The organism is Nocardia sp. NPDC004722 (genome assembly GCF_053601505.1).
On sequence record NZ_JBSGBY010000124.1, the window covers coordinates 1 to 16,454 of the forward strand.

General features: G+C 68.8%; 10 protein-coding genes and 1 pseudogene. 6 read left to right on the forward strand and 5 right to left on the reverse strand.

All coding sequences use genetic code 11. From position 1 onward, the window contains the following. On the reverse strand, positions 1 to 997 hold a 997-nt coding region (locus tag ACWELQ_RS14925), incomplete at its 3' end, for a hypothetical protein (protein WP_452397589.1). A gap of 79 nt (positions 998 to 1,076) precedes the next feature. Beyond that, positions 1,077 to 3,818: an ATP-binding cassette domain-containing protein gene (locus ACWELQ_RS14930; RefSeq protein WP_452397590.1), complete on the reverse strand. Its 2,742-nt coding sequence runs from the start codon at positions 3,816 to 3,818 to the stop codon at positions 1,077 to 1,079. A 124-nt stretch (positions 3,819 to 3,942) separates the two neighbouring features. Here ACWELQ_RS14930 and ACWELQ_RS14935 point away from each other — a divergent pair, with 124 nt between their 5' ends. Next, the gene (locus ACWELQ_RS14935; protein ID WP_452397598.1) at positions 3,943 to 5,397 is read left to right on the forward strand and encodes a metallopeptidase; all 1,455 of its coding nucleotides are present in this window, start codon (positions 3,943 to 3,945) and stop codon (positions 5,395 to 5,397) included. Position 5,398: 1 nt separating this feature from the next. On the opposite strand, the gene ACWELQ_RS14940 is transcribed toward ACWELQ_RS14935, so the two are convergent. Then, positions 5,399 to 6,802 carry an FHA domain-containing protein gene (locus ACWELQ_RS14940; protein WP_452397591.1) on the reverse strand — a complete coding sequence of 468 codons (1,404 nt, stop codon included), beginning with the start codon at positions 6,800 to 6,802 and terminating at the stop codon, positions 5,399 to 5,401. Positions 6,803 to 6,956: 154 nt separating this feature from the next. On the opposite strand from ACWELQ_RS14940, the gene ACWELQ_RS14945 reads away from it, so the two are divergent. From ACWELQ_RS14945 to ACWELQ_RS14965, 5 genes are all read left to right on the forward strand, one after another. Further along, positions 6,957 to 8,531 carry a serine/threonine-protein kinase gene (locus ACWELQ_RS14945; RefSeq protein WP_452397592.1) on the forward strand — a complete coding sequence of 525 codons (1,575 nt, stop codon included), beginning with the start codon at positions 6,957 to 6,959 and terminating at the stop codon, positions 8,529 to 8,531. Positions 8,532 to 8,579: 48 nt separating this feature from the next. Further along, complete coding sequence (locus ACWELQ_RS14950) at positions 8,580 to 9,812, forward strand: DUF7373 family lipoprotein (protein WP_452397593.1); 1,233 nt, start codon at positions 8,580 to 8,582, stop codon at positions 9,810 to 9,812. Positions 9,813 to 9,826: 14 nt separating this feature from the next. Then, positions 9,827 to 11,050, forward strand: a complete 1,224-nt coding sequence (locus tag ACWELQ_RS14955; protein WP_452397594.1) for a DUF7373 family lipoprotein — start codon at positions 9,827 to 9,829, stop codon at positions 11,048 to 11,050. A gap of 182 nt (positions 11,051 to 11,232) precedes the next feature. Next, the gene (locus ACWELQ_RS14960) at positions 11,233 to 11,562 is read left to right on the forward strand and encodes a WXG100 family type VII secretion target (RefSeq protein ID WP_452397595.1); all 330 of its coding nucleotides are present in this window, start codon (positions 11,233 to 11,235) and stop codon (positions 11,560 to 11,562) included. Between the two features lie 47 nt (positions 11,563 to 11,609). Beyond that, positions 11,610 to 11,912, forward strand: coding sequence for a WXG100 family type VII secretion target (locus tag ACWELQ_RS14965; protein ID WP_452397596.1), 303 nt, complete (start codon positions 11,610 to 11,612; stop codon positions 11,910 to 11,912). Between the two features lie 67 nt (positions 11,913 to 11,979). On the opposite strand, the gene eccCa is transcribed toward ACWELQ_RS14965, so the two are convergent. Then, positions 11,980 to 16,032, reverse strand: coding sequence for a type VII secretion protein EccCa (gene eccCa, locus ACWELQ_RS14970; RefSeq protein WP_452397597.1), 4,053 nt, complete (start codon positions 16,030 to 16,032; stop codon positions 11,980 to 11,982). Positions 16,033 to 16,049: 17 nt separating this feature from the next. Continuing rightward, positions 16,050 to 16,454, reverse strand: a pseudogene (locus ACWELQ_RS14975) (hypothetical protein); the annotation flags it as partial.

Below are 16,454 nucleotides of genomic sequence, written 5' to 3' on the forward strand. Positions count from 1 at the left end.
GGGCGGCGGGAACGTGGCGCGGTCCCTGTTCGACCGGGCGCGAGTCCGCCCCCACCCCAGCGCTACTCGCGGCCTGGGCAGCGCCACCGGCGGCCTGGGCCGTGCCGCTCGTGGCCTGGGCCGTGCCGCTCGCGGCCTGGGCCGGGCGGTCGTAGGCCGGATCGCCCTCGCTGTCGGCGACCAGCAGGTGGGTCGCGCCGAGCACGAGCGCGTGCATGGGGTGGTCGGCGACCTGGAAGCGGTGGCCGAGATGGTTCTGGAAGGCCAGCCGCAGCGCGTCGTTGAAGCAGACATTGCCGGTGAGCAGCACCGTGGAGGTGTCGGCATTGATGGCCCGGGCCGCGGCCATCACCTCGATGACCACATTGTCGGCGGCGCGCGCCTCGTGCAGCGCCTCGGCGGTGATGGCGACGCTGACCGATTCGGTCGGCTGATCGTCATCCCCGTGCACCGCGACCACCAGGCACTCGCGCCCGTCGGAGTAGACCCCGACCGCGCCGACCGCCGCGCCGCGCCCCGGCGCGCGCACCAGCCCCAGGGCCCGCACATAGCCCGACAGCGCCACCGATTCGGGCAGCGGTTCGGCGGAGACGCCGAGTTGCTCGACCAGCCGCACGAATTCGTCGACCCTGGGGTCGGGCCATTCGTCGGGGAAGGGCAGCGCCACCACGTCCGGCTGCCCGCCGAAGCGTTCGACGATGGAGGCCAGCGGATTGTGCATGCGCGCCCGGAACACCAGTTCGGCGGGCCAGGTCGCCCCGGCCACCACGATCTGCGGGTGCCCGATGATGTCGCGCACATCGGAGATGGCGATGCCGACGTCGGGACGCCGGTCCACCCCGGCGGTGTGCAACCGGCCGGACGAATCCGCCAGCAGGTAGGCGGGTGGTGTGTATGAGCCTTCGACCTGGACCGGGCGAATGGGTGAGCCGCCGCCTCCGGCGGCCACCGACACCACGTCCCAGCCGAGATGCACTGCCCCAACTCGAGCCGTCACGCCCATCAGTCTGCCTGCTCGCTCCGCCGCGCGCGCGACCGATTCCACACTTCGCACCCCCGCCTGCACGAATCCCCGATCACGCCGCCGACTTCTTCAGGCGCAGACGCGACCAGGTGAACAGGGCGAGCACCACGGTGATCGCGACCAGCACGCCCACATCCAACGACCAGGCGGCCACGGTGTGCTTCCAGAAATGGTCCTTCTGCGCCGCGTCCGAGGCCGACAGGTCGGGCAGATTGACCGTGGACGCACCGGCGGAATAGCCCCAGCGCGACGGGAACAGCCACGAGATCTGGTCCAGCACAGCGCGACCCGTCACCGGGATCAGGCCGCCCGCCATCACCAGCTGCGCCATGATGATCACCACCAGCAGCGGCATCACCTGCTCGTTGGAGCGGGCCAGCGCGGAGAGCGCGAGGCCGAGCACCACGCAGCAGACCGCGGTGAGCGCCACGTCGAGGTAGAGCTCCGCGGGCCCGTTCGGGATCACCGACCCCTTGCTCGGCGGCTTCTTCACCACCAGCACGATGGCGATCATGACCGCCGACTGCAGCATCGCCGCGAGACTGAAGACCACGACCTTGGACATCAGGTACGCGCCGGAACGCAATCCGACCGCGCGCTCCCGGAAGTAGATGGCGCGCTCGCCGACCAGGTCGCGCACGGTGAGCGCGACGCCCAGGAAGCACGCGCCCAGGATCAGCACCACCAGCAGCTGTTGCGCCTCACCGTTGTTGGCGCGCACGAAACTGCCGTCCGGGGCCTGCACGAATCCGACCGATTCGAATCCGTTCTTGCCCGGCACCACCAGCGATAGTCCGGCCAGCACGAACGGCAGGATGACGAGGAAGGCGAGGTAGCCGCGATCGGCGAAGATGAGCCGCAGCTGCCGTCGCGACAGCGTCGAGAACTGTTTGAGCGGACTGGATTTCGGCGCCTTCGCGCGCTCGACCGGTTTGACCGGCGCGGGCGGTTCCGCGAAGGCTTGTCGCGAACGGAAATTCGCGAAGGCCCGATCCGGATCGTCGGCGACCCGACCGAAGATCTCGGCCCAGTCGCTGGTGCCCATCACGTGCCCGACGCTGCCGGGATGCCCGCAGAAGGCGGTCTTGCCGCCGGGCGCGAGCAGCAGCACCTGATCGCACATGTCCAGGCAGGCGACCGAGTGGGTGACCACGATGACGGTGCGTCCGGCGTCGGCCAGTTCCCGCAGCATGGTCATGACCTGCCGGTCCAGCGCCGGGTCCAGGCCGGAGGTGGGCTCGTCGAGGATGAGCAGCGAGGGGCCGGTGAGCAGTTCCATGGCCACCGAGGCGCGCTTGCGCTGACCGCCGGAGAGCCGGTCGACGCGGGTGTCGGCGTGCTGGGTGAGCGAAAGCTCCTTCAGCACATCCTCGATCACCTGCTTGCGGTCGGCCTTGCTGGTGTCCGGGGGCAGGCGCAGCTGGGCGGCGAAGTTGAGCGCCTGCTTGACGGTGAGCTGCCGGTGCAGCACATCGTCCTGCGGCACCATGCCGATGCGGGAGCGCAGCGCCTCGTATTCGGCGTGCAGGTTGCGGCCCTCGAAGGTGACCACGCCCGCGGACGGATGCGTGGTTCCCGCAATGAGTTTCGACAGCGTCGACTTGCCCGCGCCGGAGGGTCCGATGAGCGCGGTCAGCGAGCCGCGCCCGGCCTGCATGTTCACATCGACCAGCAGTTGCTTGTTGCCCTCGACGGTGAACGAGACGCCGTGCACGTGCAGGCCCTGCTCGGCGACCGGCCGCTGCCGGTGCACCAGGGTGCCTTCCTGCACGACGAAGTCGACGTTACCGATGGTGACGATGTCGCGTTCGCGCAGCAGCGCCCGCTGCTCGCGGCGGCCGTTGACGAAGGTGCCGTTGGCCGAGTTCAGATCCTCGATGGCCAGGCCCTGGCGGTCCGGCACCAGGCGCGCGTGCCGGCGCGAGGCCATCGGGTCGTTGACCACGATCTGGTTGTCGCTGGTGCGGCCGATATTGAGGCCCTCGCGCGGAATCCGGTCGGCGCGCGCCATGGCCGCGGTGGAGGCGCGGGCCCGGATCGGCGGCAGCGCGGAGGTATCCGCCTTGGTGGTCATATTGATCGGGTCGCTCGGCGGCGTATTGACCGGCGGGCGAACCACATTCGCGGGCGGCGGGGTGGGCCGCTGCTGGGCCTGGTTGGGCTGCTGATGCTGCGGTCCGGGCGTGGGCCGGTTCGGAGTCGGCCGCTGGACCGGGTTCGGGTTCGGCTGGGCGACGTTGGGCTGGACCGGATTCGGCTGCTGCCACGCCTGCTGCGGGTTGGGCCGCTGCGGCTGCACGGGCGGCCGCTGCGGGTAGTGCTGCGGCTGCCCGCCCTGTCCATGCTGGCCGCCCTGTCCATGCTGGCCACCCTGCCCCTGCTGCCCGACCTGGGGTTGCGGGCGCGACGGTGGCCGGTTCGGCGGCGGCGGCACGTTCTGGCGCTGGGGTTGCGGCTGGGGTGCCGGAGCGGCGGCGCGGGCGGCCTGCGGCAGCAGGTGCAGCAGCGGCCCGCTGATGGCGTCCCCGAGGCGCACCTGGGTGGGCCGGTTGATGACCAGCGGCGTGGTCAGCCGCCGGGCGTCCACGAAAACGCCGTTGGTGCTGCCGTTGTCGGTGAGCATCCACGATCCGGCCTCGTAGCTGAGGATCGCGTGTACGCGGGAAACGAGCGGGCTGTCGACGAACAGCGTCACCTCCGGCGCCCGGCCCATGGTGATCTGCTGTGTCGCGTCGAAGACCCGATCGGTTCCATCATGACGCACGGTGATCTGCTGCGCCCCCGGTGAAGACATGGCTGGATAATAAGCGAAGGCCCCGGAGTCCGGCGTTGCCCTTATCGGCGACCAACCCGATAACGGGACAGTGATTCGACCGCGTCGCGAGGGAGTGCCAGTGGGGACACGCCAGGGGGAGGCCGTGCGCACGCGCCGGTTCAGGGGAATTCGGCGCCTGCTCGTGGTGACCGGCGTGCTGGTGGTCGCGGTCGCACTCTTGTCCGGATGTACACGAAGTATTCACGGACGGGCGGTTTCCATCTACGACGATCCGTTCAAGGTGGCCGGTCTGCCGACCACGAGCGGACCCAACGGCCCCCGGGCCGGCGCCGCGGATTCGCCGCTGACCGCACAGGATTCCGATAACGGTCAGATAGACCATCTGGTGCTCAACGCGCTCGACGACATCCAGACCTATTGGCAGGGCGAATTCCCGCTGGAGTTCGGCGGCACCTTCGCGCCGGTCACCAAGTTCATCTCCTGGAGCGCCAAGACGCCGCGGTCGCAGGCCGGGCAGTTCTGCGGCGAGTCCAGCTATCGGCTCGTCAACGCGGCCTATTGCCGGTTGGACGGTTCGGTGGGCTGGGATCGCGGGGTGCTGCTGCCCGCGGTGGCCGACGAGTTCGGCAAGATGTCGGTGGTCATGGTGCTGGCCCACGAGTACGGGCACGCCATCCAGGAGATGGCCAAGATCGTCGGCCGCCGCACGCCGACCATCGTGAAGGAGCAGCAGGCCGATTGCTTCGCGGGCGCGTTCATCCGGAATGTGGCCGAGGGCAAGGCGAAACACTTCACCATCAACACCTCCGACGGCCTCAACCAGGTGCTGGCCGCCACGGTCGCCTTCCGGGACGAGAACCCCGACGACCCGCAGAGCGTGCACGGTTCGGCCTTCCAGCGGGTGACGGCGGTGCAGATCGGCTTCACCGACGGGCCGAAGGGCTGCCAGGGGATCGACCAGAACGAGATCGACCGGCGCAGCGTCAACCTGCCGCAGGGCAATGGCGATGGCGCGCAGGCGAATTCGGAGGTCAACAAGTCCAATCTGCAGCAGCTGGCCACCGATATGGCCACCATCCTGCCCATCCCGGACGAACCCAAATACAGCTACGACTCCGCGAAACTGAACTGCCGCAACGCCGCCGACACCACCCCCGTCACCTATTGCCCCGCAACCAATCTCATCGGCACCGACGTCTCCGCGCTGCACGATCGCGGCGTCTCGAACGCCGACGACGAGGGCCTGCCCGTCAATGTGACCGGCAGCTACAGCGCGTACATCGTCTTCATCTCCCGCTACACGCTGGCCGTGCAGCACGCTGTCGGGCAGGCGCTGACCGGCGCGAAGACCGGTCTGCGCGCGGCCTGCCTGTCGGGTGTGATCACCGCGAAACTGGCCGACCCCGGCCGCAAGTCGCAGAGTGGCATCACCCTCACCTCGGGCGATATCGACGAGGCGGTCTCGGGTCTGCTCTCCGACGGCTTGGCGGCCAGTGACACCAACGGCAACACCGTCCCCAGCGGCTTCTCCCGCGTCGACGCCTTCCGCGCGGGCGTCCTGGGCGACAAGACCACCTGCGCCTCCAGGTATTCGTAGCTCAGCCGAAGGGCGGGGGTGCGACGGGTTCGAGGCGCAGGACCCGGTTGCCGAGCATGAGTTCGGTGCCGGGGATCAGGGTGCAGGGCTGATTGGGTTGCAGCCGAACCCAATCCCGGTATCCGGGCGGGCGGATGCGGGTGCCGTTGGTGGAGCCCAGATCCACGAGGGTGATATCCCAGTTGACCAGCCGGATTTCGGCGTGGACGCGGGACATGCCCCCGGAGTTGTCGTCGATGCGCAAGGGCGCCAGACCCGCCCGGATGGCGTCGGAATGCTCCGGATCGCGCCCGACCACGGCGTCGGCGGTGACCATGTAGGTCATGCCGTCGTCGAGGATCAGCATGCCCAGCGGCGGCCGGATCACCTCGGCGACCTGCTGGGTCTGATCCACCGGCATGCCGCACACGGTGCAGAAGGCGGCCCGCGGATCGCTGGGATGCGCACGCGCGCACTTGAATCCGAGCACCTTCACGGTGAGCGCGTTGACCTTGGCGGTCTGCTCCAGCCGCCGTTGCAGATCCGGGTCCGGCTTGGGCGCGGGATTGGTGCCGATGGTCTCGTTCGGGCTGCCCGCCTCGGTGGGCGCGTGATGCAGGTCGAGGCCCTCGGTCACCGGGTCGGCCGGAATCAGCGCGGCAAGGTCGGGATCCATCCCGGGCAGCAGCCGGTTGGAGGTGCGGGTCGGAATCAGGTTGGGGTCCAGGGGAATCGGCTCGGCCTGCGGATCGTGCTCCGTGCCGGGTTCCCAGGTGGCTTCCAGGTCGCGATCGGAGTGCCGGTCCCGGTCGGAGTCGAAGGCCGCCGTCGGGGGCGGTTCCACGTCGCGCTGCCGCGCCGAAGCCGGCCGGGGCCGTGCCCGTGACAGCACCGGTTCGCCCTCGAACCAGACCACGGCGCCCGAGGCGGGCGCGAGTCCCTCGATGAGCGAACCGATTCCACGCTCGGGCAGCTCGGGCGGCCGCCGCCGGTTCTCGTCGATGAACAGCGCCACCGCCCGACTCGGCGGCGCGGCCACCCGATCCACGGTGAAGGCGGCGTCGCTGCCGCGGTAGTACTCGACGGCGGTCCCGGCCAGCACCGCGGTGACCGAGCCGTGCAGGAAGATCGCGACGCCGCCGGTGTCCGCGCCGCACAGGATGCCGAATTCGATGGGCTCGCCGGGCGAGATCCGCTCGGCCTCCTTCATGAGCCAGCGGGTGGCCTGCCGGGCCACCAGCCGTCCCGGTCCCTCGGGGGACAGTTCGGTGGCGTCCGCGACCAGGTCGCCCAGCGCCCGCGCCGCGATCACGGCCCGCGATTCGGGAGTGAGCGGGCCGCGTTCCCGATGCGCGACCAGGATGACCGCGCCCGCCACCCGGCTCAGCACATGGTCGCCCGCGACCACCTCGACCTGCCGATCCATCACAGGAACCGGCCCCCGGGGACTACGCGGCTCGGGATGTTCAGCACGCAACCAGGTTACGTGGGCCCGTTCGGCGCGCGCCGCCGTGGACCGGGCGGTCCAGTATGCTGCGGCTTGCACGGCAGGTCACCGATACATCCAGGGGAGCTTTTTCATGGCGATGAGTCCCGGCACCATCGTCGGCGGCTACCGGATCGTGCGTGTGCTGGGCTCGGGGGGAATGGGCACCGTCTATCTCGCGAAACATCCGCAGTTGCCGCGTATGGACGCGCTCAAGGTGCTCTCGGTCGACTTGACCACCAATGAGGAGTTCCGGGGCCGCTTCGAGCGCGAGGCGAATGTGGTTGCCGGGATGGACCACCCGAACATCGTCGCCGTCCACAATCGCGGTGAGGAGAACGGGCAGCTCTGGATCGCCATGCAGTACGTCGAGGGCACCGACGCCTCGGCGGAGCTCAAACGCGATCCGACGGCCATGCCGCCGCTGCGCGCGCTGTCGATCGTCACCCAGATCGGGCGCGGCCTGGACTACGCGCACCGCCGCGGCCTGCTGCACCGGGATGTGAAGCCCGCCAACTTCCTGCTCTCCAGCGCCGACGGCGAGGAGGAGCGCGCCCTGCTCGCCGACTTCGGGGTCGCCAAGTCGGCCGAGGACACCGTCGAGCTCACCCAGACCGGCAGCTTCGTCGCCACCATCGCCTACGCGCCGCCGGAGCAGCTGGCCGGGCAGCCGCTGGATCACCGCGCCGATATCTACAGCCTCGGCTGCGCCTTCTTCAAGCTGCTGACCGGCCGGAACCCTTATCCCGCAACGCAACCGGCGCTGGTCATGATGGGCCATCTGCACGAGCCGCCGCCGCGCGCCACCGATGTCAACCCGCATCTCCCGGCGGCGCTGGACCAGGTGTTCGCGCGGGTGATGGCCAAGAATCCGGCCGAGCGCTACAACTCCTGCCGTGATTTCGCCGAGGCCGCGGCCGGGGCGCTGGTGCCCGGCTACATGCCGGTGTCCACCACCACCTCACCCACCTACCCGATCCAGGTGGCCCCGCCCGGCATGTTCCGGCCTGGCGGTGAAACCCGCACCGGGATATCGGTTTCCGCGGCCGAACCCACCGAGACGGGACGGCCGCCGCGCAGTCGCAACCGGCTCTACCTCGGCCTCGGTGCCGCGGCGGTGGCGGTGGCGATCGCCGTGGGCATCGGCATCGTGGCCAGCGGCGGCGGAAGCGACAGCGCGGCAGTGGCTTCCAGCGGCTCCCCCGCCACCTCGGTGAACGCGAACCTGAGCCCGCTGGACCAGGCCCGCAAGGACAATCCCGCCTTCCAGGGCAAGATCGTCACCATGGTCGACGTGACCGGCGCGCAGTTCGACACCAAATACAGCATCTACCTGGCCGGTTCGGATCAGGCGAAGTTCCTCGAGAGCCTCGGCTTCGTCTACAACAGCCAGTACCAGCCCGCCGACGGCGAGACCTCGCCCCGGGCCGCCACCGGCTGGGGATCGCTCAAGGTGCCCGACGATTCCTACATCGTCGCCGTGCGCAGCGACGAGAAGGCCGGGGGCGGTGGACTTCTCGGCCTGCCCAGCGAGATCACCAGCTCGCGCGCCATCGTGATCCCGCTCGACGATCCGTCCGCGGTGGCCGCGGTGCGCGGCTGGAGCCCGGCCTCGTCACAGACCCTGCTCACCAAGTTGGTCCCGGTTCTGCACAACCGGATCAAGTAGGGTGCGGCCGGGCGGGTTGCCCGGCGGTTTGCTCACGGGAGGGGAAGCATGGGCGCGATGAAACGGGTGGCGCTGGCCGCCGCGACACTGCTGGCCGTGGCGTTGACCACGGCCTGCGGCTCCGGTGCCGGAACCGATTCGGCCCCGGCCGAACCGGTCATCGACCTGTCCAAACTGGACACCGGAAACTTCCCGACCCAGCCCAAGGTCTACGACAAGGCGGGCAATACCGATCTGGGCAAGGCCGTGGCCGCCGAGCGGCTCGCGAACTACCTGCCGCTGCCGTCGGAGATCATTCCGGAGGCCAAGTACGCGCCGCCCGCGATGAGCGGTGCGGTCCGGCCGTTCATCGACTTCGGTTCGGGTGCGGTCAAGTTGCGCACCACGGCTCCCGGGTCGGCCTTCACCGCCGCCGCGCCCGGGTTCCTCTCGGGCTTCGTGACCACCGCCAATTCCGATCCGACGGCGGGTCTGGCCTATCAGTTCGAGAACCTGGTGCTGCTGTTCACCGATGAGCAGTCGGCGCGCGCGGCGGCGCCGGCGCTGGGACAGACCGATCTCGACGCGAGTCCCGGCAGCCAGCGCGTCGGCATCGACGGCCACCCGGACGCGTTCGCCTACCTCGACACCAACCTCGATTTCAACGGCACGATCCGATCCTGGTACGCCACCGGCCGATACGTCATCCTCACCTATATCTGGGACAACGTGATGGCCGAGACCGGCGTCAGCGATCCCGGAAAACTCACCGACCGCGTCAAACGCGCACTCGACGTCATCCCCCCGGCTTTGGCGAAATATCAGGCCCCCACCGCCGACCAGCTGACCGAACAACCCGTCGACCTGGACGGCGTGCTGGGGCGCGCGCTGCCGACGGTGAGCGACGACCAGTCCGAGCGCGGCATTCCCGGGGTGTACGACGGGCACGGCGCGAGGCAGCTGTTCCCCGGTGACGACGACGCCGCCCTCTTCGACAAGGCGGGGGTCGACCGGGTGGCGTTCAACGGCGGCGAGGTCTTCCGCGCCCGCGACGCGGCCGGGGCCGCCGCCGTCGTCGCCGCGCACAGTCGGATCTCGCGCACCTACCGGCCCGCGGACTCACCCCAGGGCCTGCCGAACGCGTTGTGCCGCAAGTACACCGGACCGCAGAAGTTCACGATCTCCTACTACTGCTTCGTCACGCACGGCCGGTTCGCGGCCGAGGTGTCGGCCAATCAGCTGCTCGACGCCCAGCAGCGCATCTCGGCCCAATACGCCCGCCTGGTCAACGCGCACGAATAGGAGGATCGAGAATCATGCTTTCGCAACGCTTTCGAGCATCCGTGCTGCTGCTGATCACCGCGGTGGCGGTCGCGGGGTGCGGGTCCAAGGTCGAGGGTTCGGCCCGGCCGGGCGAAATCGATGTCCGGGGACTGGATGTCGGCAAGTACGCCACCGATCCGCTGGAACTGCGTCACATCTACAGCCCGACCATGAGCGACGGGTTCGCCCTGGCCGTGCAGCGGCTGGCGAATCACGTGGTCAACGGGTACGAGATCGACCCGGCCTTCGGGTACGGCACCGGTGTGGTGCCGTTCGTCGATTCCGACAAGGCGACCACGGCGCTGGCCAAGGTCACCATCCCGGTGCTCGACTCCAACAAGATGATGTTCGGAATCTCGGTGGGGCACAGCGACAAACAGCCTGACAAGACGGGCAAGACGCCCGACGACAGCGCCTTCACCACGGTGACCGTCATGCAGTTCCCCGACGCCGCGGCCGCGTCGAAGGCCGCGGGTGAGCTGGAGGACGCCGATTTCGCCGTAGCCGCCGATGTAAACCAGCACGTGGCGTTGCCGAAATATCCTGACGCGCACTCGCATTGGCGGCCCGGCGTGGCCAATATCGGGTCGACCCTGGCGCACGGCAGCTACGTCGTGAATTTGTTCGTCGGCGTGAAAGACCCGGATCTATCGCAATTGCAGGCGCTCGCGCAGAAGACCTATGACGCGCAATTGCCGTTGCTGGATTCGCTGCCCGCCCTGGATCGTGAAGGCGTACTGCGGCTTCCGTACGACCCCGACGCCATGCTGCGGCGCACCCTCAATCCCGACGATCTTCCGCAACCGGAATTTCTCAGTCAGGCGGTCGCCGAGCCCCGCGGATTCCTGCATCGGGTGACCGATCAGACTTTCTGGCGGAAACTGCTCGGGGACAACCAGGTCGACCGTTTCTCCACCTCCGGGATGAGTTATTCGGGCAGCAGCATGCTGTTCCGCACCACGGGTATCGATCGCTCACGGGCGCTCGCCGCCGCCATTCTCGACCATGGCTATTCCGGCGTCGCGGACGAACCGCCCGGAATTCCGGATGCGAAATGCGGCGAGGCCGCGGCGGCGAATCAGAGCTCCGGCGCCAAGCGCTTCCGATGCGTCGTCAGCTATCGCCAGTACACGGCCCTGGTCGAATCCGATCAGCTGGCCGACGTCCATCAGCGAGCGGACGCCCAGTACGCATTGTTGGCGAACAGCACCTGGTGAACCGTTTGTGAGCTTCCTCTCGAGTGGAGGTTGTCACCCGTTTGCCGTCAGCACTGGTCAGCGCTACCGATCCTTGGATAGTGTGCTGACGAATAGCTGTAACAGGGGTGGAACCGCCGGGCCGTGACCTACGTCTAACACTGCGAACAGGTCCGTCCGCCCGCGAATCGAAAGGAGGCACCGTGGCCGGTGCATTCGAAGCCAGTAATGACCTCATCCAGGCCAAGGCCCAGGAATTCCAGAAGACGCACGAGATGCTGATGCACACCATCGCCGATCTCAAGCGCGATGAGGAAAATATGGTGGCCGGCTCCAATTGGAAGGGCGGCGCCGCGGACGCGTTCAACGCGTTCATGCAGCGCTACTACTACCAGGCCGACAAGCTCAACGACAAGCTGATGCACACCGCCGAGACGCTGATCAAGGTCGGCTCCAATTACGAGGACCACGACCAGGATTACAAGGCCAAGGTCAACGCGCAGATGTCCAGCCTCGACCTCCCGGCCGTCTGACCGACCCCGGCCTCCCCCTTTTCGGACTTTTGGCAAAGGAATTCACCATGGCAGCAGCAGACGGCCAGATCATCTCCGCCCACTTCGAGGGCGTCGCCGACGGCGCGATGTCGATCATCAAGCGCGCGGAGGGCATCCGCGACCAGCTCGAGGCGTTCCACCGCAGCGTCGAGGAGTTCGTCCAGAACAACTGGAAGGGTGACGCCAACGACGCGTTTGCCGACCTCCAGCGCATGTGGAACCAGCACACCATCCAGCTCAACACCACGCTGAACGGCGCGGCCCAACTGGTCCACACCGGCAACGCCGAACTCCAGATGAAGGACACCGCCCTCGCCGGCCTGTTCTGACGGAGATCCCCGGAGTTTCATAGCGAGCGGGCCCCGGCACTTCGCCGGGGCCCGCTCACGTTTCGGGCTATTCCGACGGCGGCAGCCAGCCGGTTTGGATCAGGCCCTCGCCCGCGCGGGTGACGTAGGTGCCGCGGCCCGGGGGTTGTGGGGAGGGGCGCGTGTTGCCGAACAGCACGCCCTCATCGCGGCTGCAGCTCATGATCAGGGCGGCGGAGTTGAGTTCCTTGAGGCGGTTGAAGGTGGCCTCGTACATGGCGCGGCCCGCGCCGCCGGAGCGGCGGGCCAGGATGACGTGGAAGCCGAGGTCGCGGGCGTGCGCGAGGTGGTCGACGAGGGCGTGCAGCGGGTTGCCGCTGGCATTGGCGACCAGGTCGTAGTCGTCGACGATGACGTAGAGCTCCGGGCCGCTCCACCAGGAGCGGTCCTTGAGCTGCTGCGGGGTGACGTCGGGGCCGGGCATGCGCTTGGTGACGTAGGCGGCGAGATCGGCCATGTTCTGGGTGAACTGGGGCGCGGTGGTGCCGTACCCGGCGAGGTAGCCCGGCGGCACGATGCCGAGCATGGTGCGGCGGTAGTCGCCCATGATGATGCGGGCCTGGTCGGGAGTGTTCGCGGCGCAGATGGATTCGACCAGCGAGCGCAGCAACGTGGTCTTGCCGCACTCGGAGTCGCCGATGATCACGAAATGCTGGCTGGCGGCCAGATCCAGATGGACCGGGGCCAGGTCGGATTCGTTGATGCCGAGGGGGAAACTCAAGCAGGGCTGGGCGCGGTCCACCAGGGCGGGCCAGTCGCCGTCCATGCGCAGCAGCTCCGCGCGCGGCAGTCGTTCGGGCAGCATCCGCACCACCGGTGCGGGGCGGCCGGGCGTGAACTGGGCGATGGCCGAGACCGCCTGCGCCACACCGGTTCCCAGGCTCGACGGATCCGGGTTGCCGTCCACCCGCGGCAGCGCCGTCAGCATGTGCAGGCCGTCGGCGGTCATGCCGCGGCCCGGACGCCCCATGGGCACCAGCGCCGCGAACTTGCGACCCAGATCGGAGTCCATCGGATCACCGAGCCGCAATTCGACACGGGTGCCGATCTGATCCTTGAGCGCGGGGCGCGCCTCGGCCCAGCGGTTGAGCGACATGACGACGTGCACGCCGTACGAAAGACCTTGCACCGCAAGGTTCATGACGGTCTGCTCGAGCAGGTCGAACTCCTGCCGGAACGCGCCGTACCCGTCGATCACCAGGAACACGTCCCCGAAGGGGTCGGCCTGCACGCCCGCGGCGGTCTGCACCCCCGTGGCCGTCTGCTCGGCCGGGTCCGCGGCCCGCAGCCGACGGAACTCGGCCATGGATTCGATGCCCTGCGCGGCGAACCGCTCCTCGCGTTCCCGCAGCAGGGTGGTGAGCTCGGCGATGGTGCGGCGCACGCGATCGGAGTCGATCTTGCCCGCGACCGAGCCGACGTGCGGCAGGCCGACCAGACCCGCCATCGAGCCGCCACCGAAGTCGAGGCAGTAGAACTGCACCTGTTCGGGCGTGTGCGTGGCGGCCGCGGACATGATGATGGTTCGCAGCGCCGTCGACTTGCCCGACTGCGGGCCGCCGACCACGGCGACATTGCCTTGTGCGCCCGCGAGATTGATGGTGAGCACGTCGCGGCGCTGCTCGTACGGCTTGTCGATGATGCCGATCGGCATCCACAGCTGCCCGTGCCGGTTGACCGACGACCGCCAGTCCGGATCCGGCAGCAGCATGTCGACGGTCGGCGATTCCGCGAGCGGCGGCAGCCACACCTCGTGCGCCGGGCGGCCGTGACCGGTCAGGCGCTTGACGACCGTCTGCAGCAGGCTGTCGGGCAGCCCCTCGTCACCGGACGGCGGCGGGGGCGGCAGCAGGTCGAGCGGATCGAGCGGGTTCTCCGGCTCGGGCTGCTCGAGGATTTCCACTGCGGCGGCGGTGAATTCGCGCGGCGGCGCTTCGACGACCGTCGAGCCGTCGGCGGCCTGCCGGGCCGTGCGAGGCGCGACGTACGGACCCGAGACATAGGTCGCGTTGAACCGCAGCGGATCCGACGCGTCGCTCTTGAGGTAACCCGAACCGGGCACGCCCGGCAGATGGTAGGCGTCGGTGATGCCGAGCACCGCGCGGGATTCGTTGGCGGAGAAGGTGCGCAGACCGATGCGGTAGGACAGGTGCGAGTCCAGGCCGCGCATCTTGTTCTCTTCGAGTCGCTGCGAGGCGAGCAGCAGGTGCACGTGCAGGGATCGGCCCAGTCGGCCGATCATGACGAACAGGTCCGCGAAGTCCGGCTTCTGCGAGAGCAATTCGGAGAACTCGTCGATGACGACGAACAGCGCGGGCAGCGGGTCGAGCGGCACTCCGGCCGCACGGGCCTTCTCGTACTCGACGACATTGGCGAAGTTGCCCGCGGAGCGCAGCAGTTCCTGCCGCCGGTTCATCTCACCGGCGAGCGCGTCGCGCATACGGTCGACGAGCTCGAGTTCCTCTTCGAGGTTGGTGATGACCGCCGCGACGTGCGGCAGCGGATCCATGCCGAGGAAGGTCGCGCCACCCTTGAAGTCGACCAGGATCAGGTTGAGCTGATCGGGCGAGTGCGTGGCCACCATCGAAAGGATCAGTGTGCGAAGGAATTCCGACTTACCCGAGCCGGTCGCGCCGATGCACAGGCCGTGCGGGCCCATGCCGTTCTCGGCGGACTCCTTGATGTCGATCTCGACGGGCGTCCCGTCGGGGGTGATGCCGATGGGCACGCGCAGGCGTTCGCGCCCGGCGCGGGGCCGCCACACCTTGGCCGGGTCGATCTGGGCGGCGTCCGGAATCTTGAGCAGGGCCATCAGACCGGGGTCGGCGGCGGAGGTGTTGTCGCCGAGGCTGACGATCTGCGCCGCGGTGGCGATGCGGAAGCGGGCCAGGCTGCGCGCGAAGGCTTCCGCCTCGGCGAGGGTCACGCTGTCGGCATTGGCGAATTTCTCGGAACCGGCGGCGCTCTTGGCGAACACCTCGCCCCCGGCGGCGACGAGCTGTAGTCCGCGCCGCGCGGCGAGGCTGTTCTCGGCGGAGCTCAGGTCGATGACGGTGACCGCGTCGAGACCGGATTCGCTGATCAAACGCTCACTGCCGCTGACGTATCCGTCGTCGATGATGACGACCAGGTGCATGCGTCCGGCGGTCGGCTGCGGATTGCGCATGAACCGTCCGCGCTCGAGCAGGTCGTCGGCGAGCGCCGTCTCCAGCTCGCCGAGCGAGCCGTAGATCATGCGGGCCGCGCCCATCCCGTCACGCTCGCTGGCGTGCTGCACGTGCGGCAGCCATTTCGCCCACGACCATGCCTCGCAGTCGGGTTCGGCGGTGACGATGGCGACGCCGACATGGTCGGGTCCGTGGAACGCGGTGAGCTCCAACAGCATCGACCACACCAGCCCGCGGGTGTCCTCGGACGGCCCCTCGATATTGATGGCGGGGAAGGCGCGCAGCGACACCGCGGTCGGCAGGTGGTGCACCACGGAATGCGTTCGCACGAAACGACGCAACGCCACGGTGGAGACGGGTTCCAGGTCCTCGAGCGGACCGGTCTCCGGCCGCGCCAGCTTGGCCGCGAGCCGGTGCGTGCCGATGCCGACGCGCACGTGTCCGAAGTCCGGGTCGTTGGGGCGGCGCTCCCACATGCGCCGGGTGCCCACGATGGAGGGCAGGTCGGCCGGTTCCGGATGACTCCAGACCAGCGTCTCGAGCTGCTTCTGCCCGGTGCGCCGCACCTCACGCCGCGTCTGGTCGAGGTAGCGGAAGTAGTCCTTGCGTTCCTCGTTCAGTTCCGCGGAGCTCTTGCTGCTGCCGCGCTGACCCATGAGCATGCCGGCCATCGACATGATCATCATCATCGGCATCATCATCATGTACGGGTTGGACAGCATGGAGCGGCCCATCAAGCTCATCATGGCGAGCATGCCGATCATGGCGACCACCATGACGACGGGCATCAGCTTGGCCATCAGCGGCGCGGCCACCGGGCGCGGGATCTCCGGTGGCGCGGTCAGCGCCATCTCACCGCCCGGTGCGCGCGGTGGCGCGATGCGGGGCCGACGCACGAAACCTTCGGTAGCCATTGATATCTCTCCGGTCGTTAAGAATCGAGGTCGGGTAGCTCGTCGTCGCTTCGGCGGCGGCGGAACGGAATCGAGATGGCGAGACCGATTCCCAGCGCGGACAGGCAGACGATGGACCCGGCGGTGGCGACGAGGCGCGGCAGACGCGGTGGGCCGGTGGGCTTTTCGGGGGTGGGGAAGGCTTGCGGCTTACCGGCCCCGGCCTGGCTTTGCAGCTTCGGCGTCTCCGCGGTCAGCACGTCGTCGGGAAAGTACGTGCTGAGTGCGGCGACCGGATCGATCATGCCCGCGCCGACCCGGTCGTCACGCCCGGTGCCGGGTTGATGCGCGGTGAGCATGATCTGGTTCATCACCTTGCGCGCGAGCGTCTCGGCACCAGCAGGGGCACGGTGGCGCTGGTCTCGGCGCGATCCAGCAGGGCC